Origin of the sequence: Enterobacter cloacae complex sp. IR5418 (genome assembly GCF_049238105.1) — a bacterium.
GTDB lineage: Bacteria > Pseudomonadota > Gammaproteobacteria > Enterobacterales > Enterobacteriaceae > Enterobacter > Enterobacter hormaechei.
The window spans coordinates 211,641-230,183 of the sequence record NZ_JBMKHS010000001.1 but is presented as its reverse complement, the minus strand read 5'-3'; the positions used below and the strand labels follow the sequence as shown (position 1 = coordinate 230,183).

The 18,543-nt window shown below is 57.4% G+C and carries 14 protein-coding genes; 5 read left to right on the top strand and 9 right to left on the bottom strand.

The window, feature by feature from the left end; genetic code table 11:
• Positions 1 to 12: 12 nt before the first annotated feature.
• Together dapE and ACOTX7_RS01060 are read right to left on the bottom strand one after the other, a co-directional pair.
• Positions 13 to 1,140: a succinyl-diaminopimelate desuccinylase gene (gene dapE, locus ACOTX7_RS01065; protein WP_421626039.1), complete on the bottom strand. Its 1,128-nt coding sequence runs from the start codon at positions 1,138 to 1,140 to the stop codon at positions 13 to 15.
• A 3-nt stretch (positions 1,141 to 1,143) separates the two neighbouring features.
• The gene (locus ACOTX7_RS01060; RefSeq protein ID WP_006811475.1) at positions 1,144 to 1,500 is read right to left on the bottom strand and encodes an ArsC family reductase; all 357 of its coding nucleotides are present in this window, start codon (positions 1,498 to 1,500) and stop codon (positions 1,144 to 1,146) included.
• A gap of 387 nt (positions 1,501 to 1,887) precedes the next feature.
• Between ACOTX7_RS01060 and ypfM the strand changes: the two genes are divergently transcribed.
• Positions 1,888 to 1,947, top strand: a complete 60-nt coding sequence (gene ypfM, locus ACOTX7_RS01055) for a protein YpfM (protein ID WP_015572204.1) — start codon at positions 1,888 to 1,890, stop codon at positions 1,945 to 1,947.
• Positions 1,948 to 2,057: 110 nt separating this feature from the next.
• Here ypfM and acrD read toward each other — a convergent pair whose 3' ends face one another.
• The 3 genes from acrD to ACOTX7_RS01040 all read right to left on the bottom strand — a co-directional run bounded on the left by acrD (position 2,058) and on the right by ACOTX7_RS01040 (position 7,276).
• Complete coding sequence (acrD, locus tag ACOTX7_RS01050) at positions 2,058 to 5,171, bottom strand: multidrug efflux RND transporter permease AcrD (RefSeq protein ID WP_221256308.1); 3,114 nt, start codon at positions 5,169 to 5,171, stop codon at positions 2,058 to 2,060.
• Positions 5,172 to 5,312: 141 nt separating this feature from the next.
• Positions 5,313 to 7,007 carry a nitrate/nitrite two-component system sensor histidine kinase NarQ gene (gene narQ / locus ACOTX7_RS01045; RefSeq protein WP_221256307.1) on the bottom strand — a complete coding sequence of 565 codons (1,695 nt, stop codon included), beginning with the start codon at positions 7,005 to 7,007 and terminating at the stop codon, positions 5,313 to 5,315.
• Positions 7,004 to 7,276 (bottom strand): hypothetical protein, encoded by a 273-nt coding sequence (locus ACOTX7_RS01040; RefSeq protein WP_032673988.1) that lies wholly within the window; start codon positions 7,274 to 7,276, stop codon positions 7,004 to 7,006. The genes narQ and ACOTX7_RS01040 overlap by 4 nt, the downstream gene beginning before the upstream one ends.
• On the opposite strand from ACOTX7_RS01040, the gene aegA reads away from it, so the two are divergent.
• The 3 genes from aegA to ACOTX7_RS01025 all read left to right on the top strand — a co-directional run bounded on the left by aegA (position 7,160) and on the right by ACOTX7_RS01025 (position 10,947).
• Positions 7,160 to 9,136: a formate-dependent uric acid utilization protein AegA gene (gene aegA, locus ACOTX7_RS01035; protein WP_221813371.1), complete on the top strand. Its 1,977-nt coding sequence runs from the start codon at positions 7,160 to 7,162 to the stop codon at positions 9,134 to 9,136. The two genes, ACOTX7_RS01040 and aegA, sit on opposite strands and share 117 nt — an antisense overlap.
• Positions 9,137 to 9,203: 67 nt before the next feature.
• Entirely contained in the window at positions 9,204 to 9,794 is a 591-nt protein-coding gene (gene nudK / locus ACOTX7_RS01030; protein ID WP_205923506.1) for a GDP-mannose pyrophosphatase NudK, read from the top strand.
• A 109-nt stretch (positions 9,795 to 9,903) separates the two neighbouring features.
• Complete coding sequence (locus tag ACOTX7_RS01025) at positions 9,904 to 10,947, top strand: DUF1176 domain-containing protein (protein ID WP_006811470.1); 1,044 nt, start codon at positions 9,904 to 9,906, stop codon at positions 10,945 to 10,947.
• Between the two features lie 78 nt (positions 10,948 to 11,025).
• On the opposite strand, the gene tkt is transcribed toward ACOTX7_RS01025, so the two are convergent.
• Both tkt and tal read right to left on the bottom strand, forming a co-directional pair.
• Positions 11,026 to 13,014, bottom strand: a complete 1,989-nt coding sequence (tkt, locus tag ACOTX7_RS01020; RefSeq protein ID WP_221256306.1) for a transketolase — start codon at positions 13,012 to 13,014, stop codon at positions 11,026 to 11,028.
• 19 nt (positions 13,015 to 13,033) lie between these two features.
• The gene (gene tal, locus ACOTX7_RS01015) at positions 13,034 to 13,984 is read right to left on the bottom strand and encodes a transaldolase (RefSeq protein WP_221256305.1); all 951 of its coding nucleotides are present in this window, start codon (positions 13,982 to 13,984) and stop codon (positions 13,034 to 13,036) included.
• Between the two features lie 286 nt (positions 13,985 to 14,270).
• On the opposite strand from tal, the gene maeB reads away from it, so the two are divergent.
• Positions 14,271 to 16,550, top strand: a complete 2,280-nt coding sequence (gene maeB / locus ACOTX7_RS01010) for an NADP-dependent malic enzyme (RefSeq protein WP_221256304.1) — start codon at positions 14,271 to 14,273, stop codon at positions 16,548 to 16,550.
• 79 nt (positions 16,551 to 16,629) lie between these two features.
• Here maeB and hemF read toward each other — a convergent pair whose 3' ends face one another.
• Positions 16,630 to 17,529 (bottom strand): oxygen-dependent coproporphyrinogen oxidase, encoded by a 900-nt coding sequence (gene hemF, locus ACOTX7_RS01005; RefSeq protein ID WP_205923509.1) that lies wholly within the window; start codon positions 17,527 to 17,529, stop codon positions 16,630 to 16,632.
• Entirely contained in the window at positions 17,529 to 18,404 is an 876-nt protein-coding gene (gene amiA, locus ACOTX7_RS01000) for an N-acetylmuramoyl-L-alanine amidase AmiA (protein ID WP_006811465.1), read from the bottom strand. Before amiA ends, hemF begins: the two co-directional genes overlap by 1 nt.
• Positions 18,405 to 18,543: the final 139 nt, after the last annotated feature.

Below are 18,543 nucleotides of genomic sequence, written 5' to 3'. Positions count from 1 at the left end.
TGTAAGCACCCGTCAGGCGACGAGCTGCTCTATAATACGTTGATACATGCGGGCCAGCAGTTGTAAATCGGCAGCGTTCACACACTCATTGATTTTGTGAATCGTCGCGTTAACCGGACCCAGTTCGACAACCTGTGCGCCCATGCGGGCAATAAAGCGTCCGTCAGACGTGCCGCCCGTTGTCAGCAGCTGTGGCTTAATCTCATTATAGTGCGCAATGGCGTTCACCACCGCATCCACCAGTTTACCGCGCTGCGTCAGGAACGGCTGGCCAGACAGCCACCAGTCGATGGTATACCGCAGCTGATATTTCTCCAGCAGTGCAATCACGCGCGCTTTGATCATCTCGTCGGTCAGTTCGGTGCTGAAGCGGAAGTTAAACTGGACGAAGAGATCGCCGGGAATGACGTTGTTGCTGCCGGTGCCAGCCTTGATGTTGGCAATCTGCATGCTGGTTGGTGGGAAAAATTCGTTGCCTTTATCCCATTCAATGCCGACCAGTTCGTTCAGCATTGGTGCGGCGCGATGTACCGGGTTATCCGCCAGGTGCGGATAGGCTACGTGACCCTGCACGCCATGAATGGTCAAATTGCAGGTCAGGGACCCGCGGCGGCCATTTTTCACCACATCGCCCACCACTTCAGTGCTGGACGGTTCGCCCACCAGACAGTAGTCCAGACGTTCGTTGCGCGCCATCAGCGCCTCAACGACCTTCACGGTGCCGTTGTGGGCGCTGGCTTCTTCATCGGAGGTGATTAAGAACGCAAGACGATTTTTATGGTTCGGATGCTGTGCAACGAAACGCTCTGCCGCCACGACCATTGCAGCCAGGGAACCTTTCATGTCCGCAGCGCCGCGTCCGAAAAGCATGCCGTCGCGAATGGTCGGCTCAAAAGGCGGGTTGATCCAGCGGTCTGCATCGCCTGCGGGAACCACGTCGGTATGTCCGGCAAACGCCAGCGTCTCCCCCTGACCGCGCCATGCCCAGAAGTTCTGCGTATCGCCAAAATCCATGTGCTCTACGGTAAAACCGATGGCACGCAGGCGCTCAATCATTAATGCCTGACAACCTGCGTCGTCCGGGCTAAGGGAAGGACGGCGAATAAGCTGCTGAGTCAGCTCAATGACCGGGCATGACATAGACTACACCTCAACGAATAAATCTGAATAAAGGGTTTCACTGAAACCCAGCAGCATAGGCTGACCTGGCTTGCAGAGCAATGGGCGTTTGATGATTGCCGGCATTTCAAGCATCAGTCTGGCTGCGCTGTCGGCGTCGTTGATCGTGGCCCGGAGAGATTCATCCAGTTTTCGCCAGGTGGTCCCGCGGGTATTCAACAGCGCTTCCCAGCCCAGTTCGTTGATGGCGGAATGGAGAAACGCGGGGTCAAGCCCGTCGGCTCGGTAATCGTGGAAGCGATAGTCGATATTGTGTGCTTCAAGCCAGCGGCGGGCTTTTTTGATCGTGTCGCAATTCTTAATGCCGTACATCACAACCATAGTGAATCCTTTTGTGCATTTGTGGATTAAATGTTCAATATTTTCGAAGATATATCCTTAAGTGGAATATATCACATTCGGAATTTTTCGGGATTTACAATTCTCCATAATTCAACGAACAGTTGTAAGCTGAATAGTCTTTCATCTTTTAAGCATAGTTGTCCAGCCTGATAAAATAGCCAATAAACTCAGGAGGAAATTAAAAATGCTGTCATTTTTCTGACTATTTCAAAATATTGCTGTAGGTCACATAAAATTTACCCGGCAACGCTCATAGTGATCATAAACCTACCAGTACAGCGGGGCGCAATCACAGCAATCGGTTAAAGTGGCTTCACAATGATGATACGTTTTCGTAGAATGCGCATAATAATAAGAGAGGTTGTTATGATTGAACGTGAACTGGGGAACTGGAAAGATTTTATCGAAGGCATGCTTCGTAAATGAATTTCCTGTAAGAAATGCAAGAGCACTTAATTAACTAAAATAACCATAGTGTGAAAGAATCACACAATAAAAAGGCGGCCTGTAAAGCCGCCTTTTTTTATTTCAACGGCTTATTCCGGCTTATCCTTCAGCGGAAAACGGCGGCGTACCAGCACAAAGAACAGCGGTACGAAATAGATAGCCAGGATCGTCGCAGAAATCATTCCCCCCATCACGCCTGTCCCTACTGCGTGCTGGCTGCTGGAGCCAGCGCCGGAGCTGGTGGCCATCGGCAGGACGCCAAACACAAACGCCAGCGAGGTCATCAGAATCGGACGCAGGCGCTGACGACAGGCGTGCAGCGTGGCGGCCATCAGTTCGTGACCTTTGGCATTCATCTCATTAGCAAATTCAACAATCAGAATGGCGTTTTTCGCCGACAGCCCGATGACGGTAAGGAGCCCGACCTGGAAATAGACATCGTTTTCCAGGCCGCGCATACAGGTTGCCAGCAGCGCGCCGATAACCCCGAGCGGCACCACCAGCATCACGGAGAACGGCACTGACCAGCTTTCATACAGCGCCGCCAGGCAGAGGAACACCACCAGCAGCGAAAGGGCATACAGGGCAGGCGCCTGCGCGCCGGAAAGCCGTTCCTGGTAGGACATTGCCGTCCACTCCAGGCCAAAGCCGGTCGGCAATTGCTGAACCAGTTTTTCCATAATGTCCATTGCGGTACCGGTACTGACGCCCGGCGCGGCTTCACCAACAATCTCCAGCGCCGAATAACCGTTATAGCGCTCAAGACGCGGTGAACCGGTCTCCCAGCGTGACGTGGCGAACGCCGAAAATGGTACCATGCCGCCGGTGTTATTGCGCACATACCAGCGGTTGATATCGTCCGGCAGCATGCGGTATTTGGCAGCAGACTGAACGTACACCTTCTTCACGCGGCCACGATCCATAAAGTCATTCACGTAGCTTGAGCCCCATGCCGTTTGCAGGGTGTCGTTGATGTCGTCGATGGAGACGCCCAGCGCCTGCGCTTTACGCTGGTCAATATCCACCTGTAGCTGAGGGCTGTCATCCAGACCGTTATGCCGAACGCGGGTGAGCTGCGGATCTTTTCCGGCCAGGTCCAGCAGTTTATCGCGTGCCGCCATTAGCGCATCATGCCCGGCGCCCGCGTGATCCTGAAGCTCCATATCAAACCCGGCTGAGCTGCCCAGCCCGCTGATGGCAGGTGGACTGCTGGCGAAAACGCGCGCTTCCTTGATTTTGTTGAACGCTTTGGTTGCACGCTCAATGATGGCAAAGGAGGAGCCGGTATCGCTGTCGCGCTGGTCCCAGTCTTTCAGGCGCACAAACATGCGCGCCACGTTTTGCCCGTTACCGCCAGGGCCAGAGCCGACGGTGGAGAAGACGGAAACCACGTTATCTTTCTCCTGGGTATGGAAGTAGTTCTCAACCTTCTGCACCACTTTCAGGGTCTGCTGTTGGGTCGAGCCGCTCGGTAACTGTACAGAGGTGATAAACATGCCGCGATCTTCCAGCGGCAGGAACGAGGTTGGCAGTCGCAGGAATAAGAAGACCATGCCGCCGAGCAGCAGAACATAAACCACCAGCCAGCGCACACTGCGGTGCAGCACCTTGCCCACGCCCGCTTCATAGCGTGCCGCATTGCGGTTGAACATGCGGTTAAACCAGCCAAAGAAGCCTTTTTGACCGTGGTGTTCGCCCTTATGCAGCGGTTTCAGCAGCGTCGCGCACAGGGCAGGGGTGAGGATCATCGCCACCAGTACGGAGAGCACCATCGCAGAGACGATAGTGATCGAGAACTGGCGATAAATCGCGCCCGTGGTGCCGCCAAAAAACGCCATCGGGATAAATACCGCCGACAGCACCATGGCGATACCGACCAGCGCACCCTGAATTTGCCCCATCGATTTGCGCGTGGCCTCGCGGGGCGAAAGCCCTTCCTCGCTCATGATGCGTTCGACGTTTTCCACCACCACGATGGCATCATCCACCAGCAGGCCGATGGCGAGCACCATGGCGAACATGGTCAGGGTGTTGATGCTGTAACCAAAGGCATACAGCACCGCAAAGGTGCCCAGCAGCACCACCGGCACCGCAATGGTGGGGATCAGCGTGGCGCGGAAGTTTTGCAGGAACAGGTACATCACGAGGAATACCAGCGCGATGGCTTCGAGCAGGGTTTTCACCACATCTTCGATGGAGGCCTTAACGAACGAGGTGGTTTCGTAAGCGACTTTGTACTCCAGTCCGTGCGGGAAATAGTGGGACAGCTCATCCAGGCGGTCCAGAACCCGTTGCGCCGTCGCCATTTCGTTGGCACCGGAGGCCAGTTTCACCCCCAGCCCGGAGGCGGCATTGCCGTTAAAGCGGCTCAGGTAGTCATATTTTTCCGCCCCCATTTCCACGGTCGCGACATCACCCAGACGCACTTCCGAACCGTCCTGATTCACGCGCAGCGTGATATTACGGAACTGTTCAGGCGTCTGGAGCAGCGACTGGGAGTTAATGGTGGCGTTGAGCGCCTGGTTATCCACGGATGGGGTACCGCCCAGCTGTCCCACGGCAATCTGGGCGTTCTGCGACTCGATAGCGTCGGTGACGTCTTTGGCAGTCATCTGCACGCTGTTCAGCTTGTTGGGATCCAGCCAGATACGCATGGAATATTGCGAGCCATAGGCGTCGATATCACCCACGCCGTTAATACGGCTGAGCGGATCCTGAATATTACTGGCGACGTAGTCCGCGATGTCCTGCTTGTCCATCGAGCCATCGGTTGAAACAAACGCGATGGTCAGGATATTGGTGTCACCGGTTTTACGCACGGTCACCCCCTGGTTCTGCACCGCCTGAGGCAGTTTACGCAGGGCCGATTGCAGCTGGTTTTGCACCTGCTGCACCGCTTCATCCGGATCCGTGCCCGCCGTAAAGCTCAGGGTTACCGTCGCCTGGCCCGTGGCGCTGCTCTGCGAGGACATGTACATCAGGTTATCGAGACCGGTCATGTTCTGCTCGATAACCTGCGTGACGGTGTTTTCCAGCGTCTGTGCCGAGGCGCCAGGGTAGTTCGCCGTGATACGCACGTTGGGGGGCGCGAGGTCGGGGTATTGCTCAACAGGAAGTGATGTAATCGCCAGGACACCCGTCAGACACAACAGGATTGCAAGCACCCAGGCAAAAATGGGGCGATCGATGAAAAAATTCGCCATGAAAAAGTGACCTCGTTATGCAGCACGTTGTTATTGTCTATTGTCCGCCTAACTTTAGCGGTAAGGCCCAGGTCAAACGTGGAGAAATAAAGGAGATAATGTAAATTATCATGCGCTTTTTTCAGCGCGCCTTCTTTCTCGCTATTTTTCAGCCTGCGCCGCAGGCGTCCGGAACGTCACGCTGACCTGTGTCCCGCCCTGTGGCGGCTGAGAAAAGTGTAATGTCCCGCCGAGCCGTCCCGCGCGTTCGCGCATGATGTTCAGCCCGTAATGCCCCGGCGGTTCACTCGCCTCGCCAATACCAATACCGTTGTCGCGGATCGTAACCGTGTGTGTGCCGTCCGCGGTGGTGACGCAGCTGACCACGATCTCGCTGGCATCGGCATGTTTAATCGCATTCAGCACCGCCTCACGCACAATCTGTAAGAGGTGTACCTGTTTTTGCGCGTCCAGCGCCAGCGACGAGAGACGGCAGTCGAGCACCAGCTTCGCGCAGGTCTGGCTTTGCAGTCCGTCGAGAGACTCCTGTAGCGCGGCAGGTAGATTGGCGTGATTGAGCGTCAGGCGGAAGGTGGTGAGCAGCTCGCGTAGCTGATGCCAGGCGTTATTCAGCTCGCGGGAGAAGTCCGTGATGATGGTCTGCGCCGGAGCATTGTCGCCCGGCACGGCATGCTTGAGCAGCGTAAGCTGAATGCGCAAATAGGAGAGCACCTGCGCCAGCGAATCATGCAGCTCGCGCGCGATGGTGGCGCGCTCCTCCATCAGCAGCAACTGCTGATAATGTTTCTGCGCCTGGTTGAAATAAAGCCCCCGGCCCAGCATCGTCGCCACGCTTTCCATGAGCGGCAGCGGAACATCGCCCGTCGTGCTCTGCCAGCGCAATTCACCGTACAGCGTGTCCTGCATTAACACCGGTAAATTGTGCATTTTCTCGCCTGGCGATTCCTGTCCTTCGCACAGCTGCCAGTCGTCACTGGTGCGCAATTGCAGGTAATTCATCTGCGTATAGTCATGCACAATCTGCAAAATATGCCGGAAGCAGTGGCTGTCTATCTGCCCGGTATTCAGCGCCTGTGAGCATTTGAACAGCATTTCGAGCTGCTGATGCGCTTCATTCAGGTGGCGGGTTTTTTCGGCAACGGAGTGCTCAAGGGAGCGATACAGAGTGTGCAATTCCGCCGACATGTGGTTGAAGGCGCGGGAAAGCTGGCCCAGTTCGTTGGGCAGCGCGGTATCCGGCGCGGGGGTGTCGAATTGCCCCTGTTCGATACGCTCGCTCGCCGCCACCAGATTATTCAGCGGCAGCACAACCTGACGTCGGATGCGCCGCAGGGTGAATACCGCCAGCAGCAAAATGCCCAGCCCGCCCGTCAGCGACATGAAAATCACCAGCTGAATTTTATGTTCAGTGTAGTACTGAAGCGCCAGCACAAAGGCATCTATCCGGCCAACGAAATCTTCAATGTGGTGCTGATACCACCCGGTATCGCCGCTGGCGATGCGTTTGTCCATCTCCTGCCAGCCAAGGTGGAGCTGCTGGTAACGCTGTTTGACGTCCTCGGGCACATACCAGCGGTTGAGCTTCTGCAACGCAGGTGCGCTCAGGGTTTTCTGCCAGACCGCGCGGTGCTGGGCCAGCGACGGGCTGGCGCGCTGCATTTCGTAGCCCAGGCGGTAGCTCTGCATGCGCAGCGAACCGGCGATGTTAATCGCCTCGGCGTCGCGCTGGCTGCTGGCGAGTGTCACCAGCGCAATGGCGCTGATCAGAACGGACAAGACAATCATCGAAAAGAAAGCCCGAGCCAGGCTTCCCGATACGGGGCGTTTAACGGTCACTCATCAGCTTCCTGAATTAAATTGATCTGCCACAGGTTCACTGGAAATAGTTCGTCTTCCTGGGCATTTGAACATTGCGTCGCCATGCCGCTGTGGGTAAATACGATAACAATAGAAAGAATAAGGTTATTGAACCAAAAACAGGTGTTGTTATGAATCGTTTTATTATGGCCAATGCTCAGCAGTGTATCGGTTGTCGCGCCTGCGAAGTCGCCTGTGTGATGGCGCACAATGGGGAACAGCACGTGCTGAGCGAGCGCCATTTTCATCCCCGCATTACGGTCCTTACCTCTGGCTTGCGAAAAAGCCCAGTGACCTGCCACCACTGTGAAAACGCGCCCTGTGTGCAAAGCTGCCCGAACGGGGCCATCACGCAACACAGCGACAGCGTACAGGTCAATCAACAAAAATGCATTGGCTGTAAAGCCTGCGTGGTGGCCTGTCCGTTTGGCACGATGGACATGCTGGTCACCCCACTGGAAAACGACAGCGTAAAGGCCTCGGCGCACAAATGCGACCTCTGTCTGGAAAGGCCGCAAGGCCCCGCCTGCGTGGAAAACTGCCCGGCGGAGGTGCTCACGCTCGCCACCCCGGCCGTACTGGATAACCTGACTAAACAGCGCCGACAGCGCAGCGCAAGGCTGGACGCGCTGCCGTGGCACAGCGAGGCGATCCAGTCCGTACCGTCGCAAACCAAACGGCAGCAGATGCAAAACACCCCGGCGCGCGGTGAGCCGGATAAGCTCAGTCCTGAAGCGCGCGCCTGCCATTTTAACGAAATCTACCTGCCGTTTCGCCCGGAACAGGCGCAGCGCGAAGCATCCCGCTGCCTGAAATGTGGCGAGCACAGCATTTGCGAGTGGACCTGTCCGCTGCATAACCACATTCCGCAGTGGATTGAGCGGGTCAGGGCGGGGGATATCACCGGTGCGGCTGAGCTTTCTCACCAGACCAACTGTTTACCGGAAATTACCGGCCGCGTCTGTCCCCAGGATCGATTATGTGAAGGCGCCTGCACCCTGCGTGATGCTTCTGGTGCCGCGACCATCGGTAATATCGAACGGTATATCTCGGATCGGGCGCTGGCGATGGGCTGGACGCCGGACGTCAGCCACGTTACGCCGGTCGGTAAGCGTGTCGCCGTCATTGGTGCCGGTCCGGCAGGGCTGGCCTGCGCCGACGTGCTGGTGCGCAGTGGCGTAGGTGTGACGGTTTACGACCGCCATCCGGAAATCGGCGGGTTGCTGACCTTCGGTATTCCGGCTTTCAAGCTGGATAAATCCCTGTTAGCGCGGCGCAGAGAGATATTCAGCGCGATGGGCATCCGCTTCGAGCTGAACTGCGAGGTGGGAAAAGACGTGTCGATGGCCCAACTGCAAAACGACTACGATGCCCTGTTCATCGGTGTCGGGACCTATCGTTCCATGAAAGCGGGTATTCCTCACGAAGACGCCCCTGGCGTGTACGACGCGCTGCCGTTTTTAGTGGCGAACACGCGGAACGTGATGGGCCTTGAACCCGCCGCAGACGAGCCGTTCATCGACACGCAGGGGTTAAACGTGGTGGTGCTGGGCGGGGGGGATACGGCGATGGACTGCGTGCGCACCGCGCTGCGACATGGCGCGGCGAAAGTGACCTGCGCGTACCGGCGGGACGAGGCCAACATGCCCGGCTCAAAGAAAGAGGTCAAAAACGCCAAAGAAGAGGGGGCGGCGTTCGAATTTAATGTTCAGCCGGTTGAGCTTACGCTGGATGCCAACGGCAAGGTCAACGGCATCCGGATGTTGCGCACCCGTCTGGGCGAGCCGGACGCGCAGGGGCGGCGTCGCCCTGTCCCGGTGGCGGGCAGCGAGTTTGTGATGCCAGCGGATGCGGTGATCATGGCGTTTGGGTTTAATCCGCACGCCATGCCGTGGCTTCAGGCGCAGGGCGTCGACACCGACGACTGGGGGCGCATCAGAGCGTCCGTGGAGAGCCGTTATCGCTACCAGACCTCGAATCCGCAGATTTTTGCTGGCGGTGATGCGGTACGCGGTGCGGATCTGGTGGTCACCGCCATGGCAGAAGGGCGCCATGCCGCGCAGGGGATCATGGACTGGCTTGGCGTGCCGCCGCGCAGCATGCATTAACGCAGACGGGCGACAAAGCGGGCATCACGGCGTAGTATAAACAGACTCATTTTGCCGTGGAGCCCGTATGTCCCTGAACATTACCGTTATTAAAGACAAAATCCTTTCTGAAAATTACTTTGTCCTGCGTAACATCACTTACGATCTGACCCGTAAGAACGGGGATGTCATTCGCCACAAACGCGAAGTCTACGACCGGGGCAATGGCGCAACGATTCTGCTCTATAACCGTGAAAAGCAAAGCGTGGTGCTGATCCGCCAGTTTCGGATCGCAACATGGGTCAATGGCAACGCGGACGGGCGTCTGATTGAATCCTGTGCCGGTCTGCTTGATGACGATGAACCGGAAGTGTGTATTCGCAAAGAGGCCATTGAGGAGACGGGCTTTGAAGTGGGGGCGGTGCAGAAAGTCTTTGAGCTGTTTATGTCCCCTGGCGGCGTCACCGAGCTGGTCCACTTCTTCGTTGCGGAATACACCGATGCCCAGCGCACGCATCGGGGCGGCGGCGTGGATGATGAAGACATCGAAGTGCTGGAGATGCCTTTCGCCCAGGCTGTCGACATGGTGAAACGCGGCGAGATCCGCGACGGTAAAGCGGTGATCCTGTTGCAATATCTGCAAACCAGCGGCCTGATGAACGCTGCGGCGGTAGCGTGATAAGTTGTATTTCAGATAAATCTATCCGATAAATCCGATTGAGCCAGCCCGCCCAGGGCACGAAGATACGCCCCAGATTGACCTATTCGTTTCCGGGGCTGTGCCATTCATGCGCTACTGCGTTTTTCTTCTCTTCTTCATTTGCGTGCTTCCCGCGCCTTTGGTGTGGGCTGCGCCTGCGCAGCAGTCTTTTTCAGACTGGCAGGTGACCTGCAACAACCAGAATTTCTGCGTAGCGCGGAATACCGGCGAACATCGCGGGCTGGTCATGACGCTGAGCCGTAGTGCGGGGGCAAAAACGGACGCCAGCCTGCGTATCGATCTCGGTGGGCTTTCAGCGCCTCCGGTGAAAGAGCCTGATATCGCCCCGCGCCTGCTGCTCGACAATGCGCCGCTTAAACTCACGTCGCAACACTGGCAGTTAACCCCCTGGCACCTTAAGACAGACGATACGGGCACCATCACTACGTTTCTGAAAACCATTCAGGAAGGGCAGGCGCTGACCCTGCGCGGGGGGAAGCAGACGATCTCCCTGGCCGGTCTGAAAGCCGCACTGCTGTTTATCGACGCCCAGCAAAAACGCGTCGGAAGTGAAACGGCATGGATCAAAAAAGGGGATAGTCCACCGCTGAGCGTGCCGCCTGCGCCAGCATTAAAAAAGGTGGCGGTGGTGAACCCGACGCCAACGCCGCTGACGCATAACGAACTCAACGATCTGCTGGATTACGGTACCTGGCGCATGAACCACAGCCAGTGCTCGCTCGATCCGAACCGGCGTGAGGTGCGCGTGACCGCGTTGACCGATGACAAAGCGCTGATGATCATCAGCTGTGAGGCGGGGGCGTACAACACCGTCGACCTAGCGTGGCTGGTGTCGCGTAAAAAACCGTTTGCGGCCAGGAGCGTGAGATTGCGCCTGCCGTTTACCCCTTCCAGCCAGAGTAGCGACATGGAGCTGATGAATGCCAGCTTCGATGAAAAAACGCGCGAGCTGACCACGCTGGCGCTGGGACGCGGGATTGGCGACTGCGGCATCCAGACCCGCTGGCGTTTTAACGGCCAGCGCTTCCGCCTGGTGCGCTACGCGGAAGAGCCAAGCTGCGATAACTGGAATGGGCCAGATGCCTGGCCCACGCTGTGGATCACACGCTAGTTTTGCCGGGTGGCGGCTTACAACACCTCAAACCGTAGGCCCGGTAAGGCGAAGCCGCCACCGGGCACGAAGACCGCACTACAGCACGCTCAGCGCCTTCTCCACCACGTTCTCAACGGTAAAGCCGAAATACGGGAACAGCTTGTCGGCCGGAGCGGATTCACCGTAACCCTTCATGCCGACAATCGCCCCTTTCAGCCCGACGTATTTGTACCAGTAGTCAGCGATGCCTGCCTCAACCGCCACGCGCGCCGCGACGTTTGAAGGCAGCACCGATTCGCGGTACGTCTCATCCTGCGCATCAAAGATATCCGTTGAAGGCAGGGAAACCACGCGCACCGCGTGACCCTCGGCGGTCAATTTCTCCGCCGCTTTCACCGTGATTTCCACCTCGGAACCCGTGGCAATGAGGATCACGTCCGGCTTGCCGCCGCTGTCTTTCAGGATGTACCCGCCGCGGGCGATATTTTTCACCTGCTCCGGCGTGCGCTCGATCTGCGCCAGATTCTGGCGCGACAGGATCAGCGCCGTGGGGCCATTATGACGCTCTACGGCCAGCTTCCAGCCCACTGCCGCTTCAACCTGATCGCACGGACGCCAGGTGCTGAAGTTAGGCGTTAAGCGCAGGCTCGCCAGCTGCTCTACCGCCTGGTGCGTCGGGCCATCTTCACCCAGCCCGATGGAGTCGTGGGTGTACACCATGATCTGCCGCGCTTTCATCAGGGCCGCCATACGCGCCGCGTTACGGGCATACTCGACAAACATCAGGAAGGTGGCGGTGTACGGCACGAAGCCGCCGTGGTGGGCGATGCCGTTAGCAATGGCGGTCATCCCGAACTCGCGCACGCCATAGTGGATGTAGTTCCCGGCAATGTCCTCCTTCAGGGATTTAGAGCCGGACCAGATGGTGAGGTTACTTGGCGCCAGATCCGCCGAGCCGCCCAGCAGTTCGGGCAGGACAGGGCCAATCGCGTTCAGGGTATTTTGTGACGCCTTACGGGTGGCGATTTTCGCCGGGTTGGATTGCAGGTTTTCAATCAGCGCCTGGGTTTTCTCTTCCCAGTCTTCCGGCAGGCCGCCGCTCATGCGGCGGGTAAATTCGGCGGCCAGCTCCGGGTACGCTTTTTTGTAGGCGGCAAACTTCTCGTTCCAGGCCTGCTGCGCTTTTTCACCTGTTTCACGGGCATCCCAGGCCTTGTAGATCTCCTTTGGGATCTCAAAGGCCGGGTGTTTCCAGCCCAGTTTCTGGCGGGTCAGCGCCACTTCCTCTTCACCCAGCGCCGCGCCGTGCGCCTCTTCTTTGCCCGCTTTGTTCGGCGAGCCGAAGCCGATGGTGGTGCGGCAGATGATCAGGGACGGTTTGTCCTTCACGCTCTGCGCTTCCTGAATCGCTTTTTTCACCGCCTCAGGATCGTGACCGTCGATCTCGTGCACCACGTGCCAGTGATAGGCTTCAAAGCGTTTCGCCGTGTCGTCGGTAAACCAGCCCTCGGTTTCCCCGTCAATGGAGATGCCGTTGTGATCGTAGAAGCCAATCAGCTTACCCAGACCCAGCGTGCCCGCCAGAGAACAAACCTCGTGGGAGATCCCCTCCATCAGACAGCCGTCACCCATAAAGACATAGGTGTAGTGATCGACAATCTCGTGGTCGGGCTGGTTGAACTGCGCGGCCAGCGTACGCTCGGCAATCGCCAGACCGACGGCATTCGCCAGCCCCTGACCCAGCGGGCCGGTGGTGGTTTCAACGCCCGGGGTGTAGCCGATCTCCGGGTGGCCCGGCGTTTTTGAGTGCAGCTGGCGGAAGTTTTTTAACTCCTCAAGCGGCAGGTCGTAACCGGAAAGGTGCAGCAGGCTGTAGAGCAGCATCGAGGCGTGCCCGTTGGAAAGAATAAAACGGTCGCGGTCGTACCAGGTCGGATCGGTTGGGTTGTGCTTCAGGAAGTCGTTCCACAGCACCTCGGCAATATCAGCCATACCCATGGGGGCGCCAGGGTGGCCGGAATTGGCTTTTTGTACGGCATCCATGCTAAGGGCGCGAATGGCGTTGGCGAGCTCTTTACGGGACATAGTTCACTCCGTGGCAAGGTTAAAGTTTAGCGGCGAGAAGATCTTCGAGTTTGCGCTGGTCGACGGCGAACTGACGGATGCCGTCCGCCAGTTTTTCCACGGCCATGGGGTCCTGATTGTGCTCCCAGCGGAATTCCGCTTCGGTCATGGCTTTCGGTTTTGGCAGGACGGTGGAGGTCGGCACCAGCTTGCGGATCACCGTATCTTCACTCTCCTGAAGCTTTTTCAGCAGGTCAGGAGAGATGGTCAGACGGTCGCAGCCCGCGAGCGCCAGGATCTGCTCGGTGCGGCGGAAGCTGGCCCCCATCACAATGGTCTCGTAGCGGTGCTGCTTGTAATAATCGTAAATATTACGCACTGATTTCACGCCGGGATCTTCGTCCACCACATACGGATCCATCGGCTGTTTCGCCTGATACCAGTCGTAGATACGCCCGACAAACGGTGAAATCAGGAATACGCCCGCTTCGGCGCAGGCACGGGCCTGAGCAAAGGAGAACAGCAGCGTCAGGTTGCAGTGGATCCCCTCTTTCTCCAGCACTTCCGCCGCGCGGATGCCTTCCCAGGTGGACGCGAGCTTAATCAGAATGCGTGATTTATCGATCCCTTGCTCCTGGTAGAGTTCCACCAGGCGGCGAGCCTTGTTAATGCTCTTTTCCTGGTCGAATGAGAGGCGGGCATCCACTTCGGTGGAGACGCGTCCCGGTATGCTTTTAAGAATTTCCGCACCGATATTGACCGCCAGCTTGTCGCTGGCCTCGGCGACCTGCTGCTCCTGCGTTTTCCCGCGCTGTTTGCCATAGGCCAGGGCGTCATCAATCAGATGACTAAAGTGCGCAAGACCGGCCGCCTTCAGCAGCAGCGAGGGGTTGGTGGTCGCGTCTTCCGGCTGGTAGTGACGAATCGACTCGATGTCGCCGCTGTCTGCAACCACGGTGGTAAATTGTTTGATGCCGTCTAGCTGGTTCATAATTACTCCTTGGAAATAAAAGAGTTAGTCGAGTGCGTTAGGTCACACTTCTGAGAAAATCATGATGGACTTAACAAAAAAGCATAGCAGACGGGGGAGGCATTGCTCCCTGAGACGGGTAACATGGTTGTTATAAATTGATAACAATTTTTATTCTGCAATGGTGAGAGTTTGGCAGCCTTCAAAGTTTAGGAGCCTGCCTGCGGCGATACTATGCGGCACACCAGGGTGTGCATAGGAACGTCAACATCACCCTTTTTGACCGAAACGTGAAAGGAATAACAAGATGGATGATCAGTTAAAACAGGGCGCTCTCGATTTTCACGAGTTTCCTGTTCCGGGTAAAATCCAGGTATCCCCGACCAAACCGCTGGCGACCCAACGCGATCTGGCGCTGGCCTACTCGCCAGGCGTAGCCGCTCCGTGCCTTGAAATCGAAAAAGATCCGCTGGCAGCGTACAAATATACCGCGCGCGGCAACCTGGTGGCCGTTATCTCTAACGGTACGGCGGTGCTGGGGTTAGGGAACATTGGCGCGCTGGCCGGTAAGCCGGTAATGGAAGGAAAGGGCGTTCTGTTTAAGAAATTTGCCGGTATCGACGTTTTCGATATCGAAGTGGACGAACTGGATCCGGATAAATTTATCAACGTGGTGGCGGCGCTGGAGCCGACCTTTGGCGGCATCAACCTGGAAGACATCAAAGCGCCGGAATGTTTCTATATCGAGCAGAAGCTGCGCGAGCGTATGAACATTCCCGTGTTCCATGACGACCAGCACGGCACGGCGATCATCAGCACCGCCGCCATTCTGAACGGCCTGCGTGTGGTGGAGAAAAGCCTCTCCGACGTGCGCATGGTGGTCTCCGGCGCAGGGGCAGCGGCCATCGCCTGTATGAACCTGCTGGTGGCGCTGGGGATGCAGAAACACAACATTGTGGTCTGCGACTCCAAGGGTGTGATCTACAAAGACCGCGAGCCGAACATGGCGGAAACCAAAGCGGCCTATGCGGTGGAAGACGACGGCAAACGCACGCTTGAGGACGTGATTGACGGCGCGGACATTTTCCTCGGCTGTTCAGGCCCGAAAGTGCTGACCCAGGAGATGGTGCAGAAGATGGCGCGCGCGCCAATGATCCTGGCCCTGGCGAACCCGGAGCCGGAAATTCTGCCGCCGCTGGCGAAAGCGGTGCGTGAAGATGCAATCATCTGTACGGGTCGTTCCGACTACCCGAACCAGGTGAACAACGTGCTCTGCTTCCCGTTTATCTTCCGCGGTGCGCTGGACGTTGGCGCCACGGCAATCAACGAAGAGATGAAGCTCGCCGCCGTTCATGCTATTGCCGAGCTGGCGCATGCCGAGCAGAGCGAAGTGGTGGCCTCCGCCTATGGCGATCAGGATCTGAGCTTTGGTCCGGATTACATCATCCCTAAACCGTTCGACCCGCGTCTGATCGTGAAGATCGCGCCTGCGGTGGCAAAAGCGGCGATGGATTCCGGCGTGGCGACGCGCCCGATTGACGATTTCGATGCCTATGTCGATAAACTCACCGAGTTTGTCTACAAAACCAACCTGTTTATGAAGCCGATCTTCTCCCAGGCGCGCGCCGACGCGAAGCGCGTGGTGCTGGCGGAAGGGGAAGAGGCGCGCGTGCTGCATGCCACGCAGGAGCTGATCACCTTAGGGCTGGCGAAACCGATCCTGATTGGTCGTCCAAGCGTAATCGAGATGCGTATCCAGAAGCTGGGCCTGCAAATTAAGCCGGGCGTCGACTTTGAGATCGTCAATAACGAATCCGATCCGCGCTTCAAAGAGTACTGGAACGAATACTATTCGATCATGAAGCGTCGCGGGATCACGCAGGAGCAGGCGCAGCGGGCGGTGATCAGCAACACCACGGTCATCGGCGCGATCATGGTTCACCGCGGTGAGGCGGATGCGCTGATCTGCGGCACCATCGGTGAGTACCATGAGCACTTCAGCGTGGTGCAGGAGATCTTCGGCTATCGCGAGGGCGTCCACACTGCCGGGGCGATGAACGCGCTGCTGCTGCCGAGCGGTAACACCTTTATCGCCGATACCTACGTCAACGACGATCCTTCTCCGGAGGAGCTGGCGGAAATCACCGTGATGGCGGCGGAAACCGTGCGCCGCTTTGGTATCGAGCCGAAAGTGGCGCTGCTGTCGCACTCTAACTTTGGCTCATCCAAATCCGCGGCGGCGTGCAAAATGCGCCAGACGCTGGAGCTGGTGCGTGAGCGCGCGCCGGAGCTGATGATTGACGGCGAGATGCACGGCGACGCCGCGCTGGTGGAGAGCATTCGTAATGAACGTATGCCGGACAGCCCGCTGAAAGGTTCGGCGAACGTGCTGATTATGCCGAACGTGGAAGCGGCGCGTATCAGCTATAACCTGCTGCGCGTGTCGAGTTCTGAAGGGGTGACCGTAGGGCCGGTGCTGATGGGGGTGTCAAAACCGGTACATGTGTTAACGCCGATTGCTTCCGTGCGTCGTATCGTCAACATGGTTGCGCTGGCGGTAGTGGAGGCGCAAACGCAGCCGCTGTAAGCGCTGCGTGTCGGGTGGCGCGTTCGCTTACCCGACCTACGGGACTCGTAGGCCGGATAAGCGCAGCGCCATCCGGCAGTTACACCCACTCCCGAACCTGAATAAACTCTTTCAAGGCAGCCTCCGGGCTGCCTTCTTTTGGCTCGTAGCTGTATTCCCAGCGCACCAGCGGCGGCATCGACATCAGAATTGACTCCGTGCGTCCGCCGGTTTGCAGGCCAAACAGCGTCCCGCGATCCCACACCAGGTTAAATTCCACGTAGCGCCCGCGGCGGTACAGCTGGAACTCACGCTCGCGCACCCCGTAATCGGTATTTTTACGGCGTTCGACAATCGGCAGATAGGCGTCGGTAAAGCCTTCACCCACCGCGCGCATAAAGCTGAACGCGGTATCAAAATCTGGCGTGTTGAGATCGTCAAAGAACAGCCCGCCAATGCCGCGCTGTTCGTCGCGGTGCTTCAGATAGAAATAGTCATCGCACCACTTTTTGTATTTCGGGTAAACATCTTCACCAAACGGCAGACAGAGATCGCGCGCGGTGGTGTGCCAGTGTACGGCGTCCTCTTCAAAGCCATAGTAGGGCGTTAAGTCGAAACCGCCGCCAAACCACCAGACCGGATCGGCGCCCGGTTTTTCCGCGATGAAAAAGCGCACGTTGGCATGGCTGGTTGGCACAAACGGGTTATGCGGATGCACCACCAGCGAGACGCCCATCGCCTCGAAGCTGCGGCCTGCCAGCTCAGGGCGATGCGCCGTGGCGGAGGCTGGCATTGCATCACCGTGGACGTGGGAGAAGTTGACCCCGGCCTGTTCAAAAATGCCGCCGTTACGCAGCACGCGGCTGCGTCCGCCGCCGCCCGCTTCGCGCTGCCAGGCGTCTTCCTGGAATTCACCGCCGTCTGCGGCGGCCAGTTTCTGGCAAATCGCGTCCTGAAGCTGCATCAGGAACGTTTTGACCAGCTGTGCATTCGGTTTCATCAACGTTTCCTGGAGTGCGCTTTTTGGTTATCGAACCAGTTGAAATAACTGATGACCCCGGAGGCGATGGCGTTTGCGATCTTCTGGCGAAACGCCGTGGTGCCGAGCAAACGCTCTTCTTCCGGGTTGGTAATGAACGAGGTTTCAACCAGCACGGACGGAATGGACGGGGACTTCAGCACCACAAACGCGGCCTGTTCGGTGCTTTTACTGTGCAGACGATGCACGGGCTTGATCCGTTTGAGGATATGCGATCCGAGCGTCAGGCTGTTTTTGATGGTATCGGTCTGAACGAGATCGAACAGCACCTGCTGCAACAGATGATCTTTATCCGTAGCCTTCTTCCCCGCCACTTCATCCGCCCGGTTTTCGCGATCGGAGAGGTATTTCGCCATGGCGCTACTGGCGCCGCGGTTAGAGAGGGCGAACACCGACGCGCCTGCGGCGGAAGGGTTTGTGAAGCCATCCGCGTGAATGGACATAAACAGGTCGGCGCCGTGCTTATGGGCAATCTCCACGCGATCGTACAGCGGGATAAACGTGTCGCCCGTGCGCGTCAGGCGGGCGTCAATACCGTTGCTGCGTAAAATCGATCGCACATTTTTTGCAATTGCCAGTACGACGTGTTTTTCTTTCGAACCGTTTCGGCCAATGGCGCCGGTGTCGATCCCACCGTGGCCCGGATCGAGCATGACCAGACGCTTTGCGCCCGCTTTTTTGGTTTTCGGCTTGCTGTGTCCGTTACTGGTTTTAAGCGTGCTCTCTTCTTTTGCCTGAGCCTGCTGTGCGATGCCCGTTAACGTTAAGGCCGCCAGCCCCGCTTTGAGAACCTGACGACGCGATGTGAGTGCTTTTAATGGTTTGAATGTGCTCATGCGGCCTGAATTGTAAAAATTGGGGTCCTGGTGTTATATCGTATCGCGTTTTGCGTGACGACATTCCTTATTGAGAATTGTTTTACTTTTCATTTCAATACGTGACAAAGTGACATTATGCCAAATTTTGGCGAGTTTT